Source organism: Lentilactobacillus sp. TOM.63 (genome assembly GCF_030361045.1).
GTDB lineage: Bacteria > Bacillota > Bacilli > Lactobacillales > Lactobacillaceae > Lentilactobacillus > Lentilactobacillus dabitei.
On the sequence record NZ_JAUCAP010000117.1, the window covers coordinates 1 to 4796 of the forward strand.

Annotated in this window: 2 protein-coding genes; both read left to right on the forward strand. The window is 40.2% G+C overall.

Annotated features, from left to right (window positions below):
• Positions 1 to 491: 491 nt before the first annotated feature.
• On the forward strand, positions 492 to 2879 hold the full coding sequence (locus QUF07_RS13185) for a phosphoketolase family protein (protein ID WP_217163847.1): 2388 nt from the start codon (positions 492 to 494) through the stop codon (positions 2877 to 2879).
• A gap of 310 nt (positions 2880 to 3189) precedes the next feature.
• A partial coding sequence (locus QUF07_RS13190) for a bacterial Ig-like domain-containing protein (RefSeq protein WP_289427852.1) occupies positions 3190 to 4796 on the forward strand: 1607 nt, incomplete at its 3' end.

Sequence of the window (4796 nt, forward strand, 5' to 3'; positions counted from 1 at the left end):
ATTCTAACGAGAAACAAAAAATCTGTCATCAGTAATAGATAAAATCTATTACCAACAACAGATATTGTAGAACCTATATTTTTAGCGCCTGGTTCACGGAACACAACGCCACTATGTAATGGTGGGCAGCCACAACAAGAAAGCAACCCAGTGAAACGCGTTAACCAGTTTTGAATCACCTATTAGTTTTTCCACATGATGAATTTTCCACGCTAATTTTGAAATCCGATCTCGTTTTCAAACCTGACCGCAAAAAATATATTACAATTTCAAAATATGAGTAGACTAATATTTTCAAATCGTTCATAATGGCTTTAATGTATAGGGATTGAAGATCCAAAATATTGGACCGTATCAATTTGCGAAAAGGTTGACTTTTTGCAAATATCGTTTAGTATTAGGGGTGTAAATTGATTAGATGTAAGTCTGTCAATTTTTCGAACATTCTATACAGAAGCTTTGTTGTTAAATCGAAGAAGGAGTGTTAATTAATGACAGTAGATTACGATTCCAAAGAATATTTGGAACTTGTTGATAAGTACTGGCGTGCCGCTAATTACCTTTCAGTAGGTCAATTGTTCTTGCGCGACAATCCATTACTTAAGAAGCCCCTTGAATCCAAGGACGTTAAAGTTAAGCCTATTGGACACTGGGGAACTATCGTATCCCAAAACTTGATTTATGCAGAATTAAACCGTGTTATTAACAAATACGATTTGAACATGTTCTACATTGAAGGATCAGGTCATGGTGGCCAAGTGATGGTTTCTAACTCATACCTTGATGGTAGTTATTCAGATATCTATCCAAACATCAGCCAAGACGAAAAAGGTATGGCTAAATTGTTCAAGCAATTCTCATTCCCAGGTGGAGTTGCTTCTCATGCCGCACCAGAAACTCCAGGTTCAATCCACGAAGGTGGCGAACTTGGTTACTCACTTTCACATGGTACCGGTGCTATCTTAGACAACCCAGATGTAATCGCTGCTGTTGAAATTGGTGATGGTGAATCAGAAACTGGTCCATTGGCTGCATCATGGTTCTCTGACAAGTTCATCAACCCAATCACTGATGGTGCTGTTCTTCCTATTATCAACATGAACGGCTTCAAGATTTCTAACCCGACTATCCTTTCACGAATGAGTGACGAAGACTTAACAAGTTACTTCAAAGGAATGGGCTGGGATCCATACTTCGTTGAAGCTACTGCTGATACAGATCATGCTAAGGTTGAAGCAGACTTTGCTAAGACCCTTGATCATGTTATCGAAGAAATCAAGTCAATTCAAAAGAATGCTCGTGAAAACGAAACTCCTGATAGCGTTAAGTTACCTAACTGGCCAATGATTATCTTCCGTTCACCTAAAGGCTGGACTGGTCCTAAGAAGGATCTCGATGGTAACCCTATCGAAGGTTCATTCCGTGCTCACCAAGTTCCAATCCCTGTTGCTGCAGGTTCAATGGAACACAAAGACTTGCTTATTAACTGGTTGAAGTCATACAAGCCTGAAGAATTATTTGATGAAAACGGTACTCTTAAGCCAGAAATTCGTGAAGTTGCTCCTAAGGGCGACAAGCGGATGTCAGTTAACCCAATCACTAACGGTGGTATTAAGCCAGAACCATTGAAGCTCCCTGATGTTCGCGACTTCGAAGTTAAATTCGATCGTGGTGTTACTCAGAAGCAAGATATGATTGAATGGTCAAACTGGTTGGAAAAAGTTGCTGAACTTAACCCAACTAGCTTCCGTGGATTCGGTCCTGATGAAACTAAGTCAAACCGTCTTTACAGCTTACTTGACGATTCCAAGCGTCAATGGATGGAAGATATTCACGAACCATATGATGAAGATCTTTCAAACCATGGCCGGGTTATTGATTCACAACTTTCAGAACACCAAGCAGAAGGTTGGCTTGAAGGTTATGTATTGACTGGTCGTCACGGATTCTTTGCTACTTACGAATCATTCGGTCGAGTTGTCGACTCAATGTTGACTCAACACTTCAAGTGGTTACGTAAAGCTTCAGAACAATACTGGAGAAAGCAATATCCTTCATTGAACTTTGTTGATACTTCAACAGTATTCCAGCAAGATCACAATGGTTATACCCACCAAGATCCAGGTATGTTAACTCACTTAGCTGAGAAGAAGCCTGAATTCATCCGTGAGTATCTCCCAGCTGATGCAAACGAATTGTTAGCTGTTGGTGATTCTGCATTCAGAACTTACGAAAAGATCAACTTAATTGTTACTTCAAAGCACCCACGTCGTCAATGGTACACAATGGATGAAGCTCAAAACCTTGTTAAGAATGGTCTTGGCTACATCGATTGGGCATCAACTGACCAAGGTCAAGAACCAGATGTTGTCTTTGCTGCCGCAGGTTCAGAACCTAACTTGGAAGCATTGGCTGCTATCTCAATCTTGAACAAGGAATTCCCAGAAATGAAGATTCGTTATATCAACGTTGTTGATCTATTGAAGCTTCGTTCACCTAAGGTTGACCCTCGTGGCTTGAGTGATGAAGAATTTGACAACTTGTTCACTACTGACAAGCCAGTTATCTTCGCATTCCATGGCTTCGAAGGATTAATCAAAGATATCTTCTTCGATCGTCACAACCACAATCTTCATGTTCATGGCTATCGTGAGAATGGTGATATCACAACACCATTTGACATGCGTGTCTTGAACCAATTGGATCGTTTCGATCTTGCTAAGGAAGCTGTTCAAGATATTCCAGCTTACTCAGTTAAGGGTAGTTACTTCATCCAACGTATGAATGATACGGTTGATAAGCACAATGCTTACATTCGTCAAGAAGGTACTGATCTTCCAGAAGTTGTTAACTGGAAGTGGGAAGGCCTTAAGAAGTAATTAAGTTAAATACTGGTTACTGATTAAAGAGGTTGGGACATACGCCTCGCCGAAAAAATAAACTGAGATAAATTTCCGCTTTTTGGAAATTTATCTCAGTTTTTTTCCCCCATTAAAAAAAGGATTAGTACCTTAGCGTAATATTTAGCAAATGACACCCCCCCCCTTGATTAAGAAAAATTGCGAAAGATTAAAATTAAACTTATCCAAAACATTGCCTTCCATGATTACACACGTGATATACTTATTTAGGTATATTATGATGTTTCGTGCGGAACACAATGAAAGGAACACAAAAGGGGATAAAGCAATGAATAAGAAACAACTTGTTCGTCAGCTGTCAGTATGTGCGCTAGTGCTAGCTGGATTGACGTTCAATGGGTCAGCGGCTCGCGCCAAAAATGCCAATACTGATAATGGTACGAGTACGCAAACCGCCCATAATCTTGCCAACTTAATGACAGCGGGAAATGCTTTAAATGTTGTGAATAATTCTAATACGAATGGAACGCAGCAACTAAACAGTCAAAGAGCAACTGCTCAGAATCCAAATGGTGCGGTAAATCAGAATTACAAATCAGGTGCCTATTGGACTTTGTACTCTGATGGTTCGTTATTTGTTACTGGTACTAGCATTGCAGGAAATGATGATTTTAATAAAATTTTATATCTAGGACTTAATCGAGATAGTGTCACTACGTATATCTCCATACTGAGTCCAAAGACTGCTGATGTTAATATCGATTATTTATTTCAGGGCTTTAAGAATGTCACCAGTATTAATCACTTGGATCAAATAAATGTTAGCAATACGACTTCTATGCAGCATACTTTTTCTGACGATCCTGCCTTACAATCAATTGATTTATCTAATTGGGATACTAGTAATGTTACTACCACTAAAGATTTATTTACCGGTGATTCCAGCTTAAGTAAGCTGGTGCTTGGCCCTAAAGTATACTTAACGGCCGATGCAGGCTTGGAGAAACCTAAAGGGGCAGATCAATGGCAGGCGGTTGGTGATGGTACTGATGAGGATCCTAAGGGCAAAACTTTTTCACCCGCTGAACTAGTTAGTCTATATGAAAAAAATAATCCAAATCATCCTACAGCCACCGAGACTTATGTTCCCAAACCTAATAAGTCATCACTTGTATTAACTGGAGATCAAACTATTGCTAATGGTGCTGATTTTGATCCAACCAGTTTCGTTAAATCTATAACTAATGCTGATGGCGACTCAATTCAACCATCAGATGCTGTTAAGGATGGTTCCTTGAAAATCACTGGAATGCCTGCTGATACGAATACTGCTAAAACCTATACCCTTACCTTTACTTATGACGGCAAAAGTTACACGGTAACTTTAACAATTGAACCAAGTAAGGCGGCCGTTCAAGCCCAAAACAAGACCTATTATACGGGTGATACTTACTCTCCTAAAGATTTGTTCGTATCGGCTACTGGCCGTGACGGAATTAGTTATCCCAATTATGACGATGCGGTAAAGGCTGGCTTGAAGGTTTCCGGCAACGTTGATACGTCTAAAGCCGATACTTATGATGTTACCTTTACAATGGGTGATAAGTCCGCTACGGCCAAAGTAACCGTATTGGCTAATCAAACCGCAGTGAATGTTAAAGATTTGACATTGTACACCGGGGATAGCTTTAGCCCCAAAGATGCCTTTGTGAGTGCTAAGGACAAAGACGGCAACGCCGTTGACTTTACGGACGTTAAAATTGGTGGTGACACGGTTAAGACCGGTACCCCAGGTGTTTACAACGTTACTTACCAAGTGGGTTCGATTACAAAGACCGCCAAGATCACTGTATTGGCCAATCAAACCGCAGTGAATGTTAAAGATTTGACATTGTACACCGGGGATAGCTTTAGCCCCAAAGATGCCTTTGTGAG

Excerpts from the sequence above, each read along its gene's own strand:
- QUF07_RS13185 (WP_217163847.1), top strand. The coding sequence starts at position 492 with ATGACAGTAGATTACGATTCCAAAGAATATTTGGAACTTGTTGATAAG.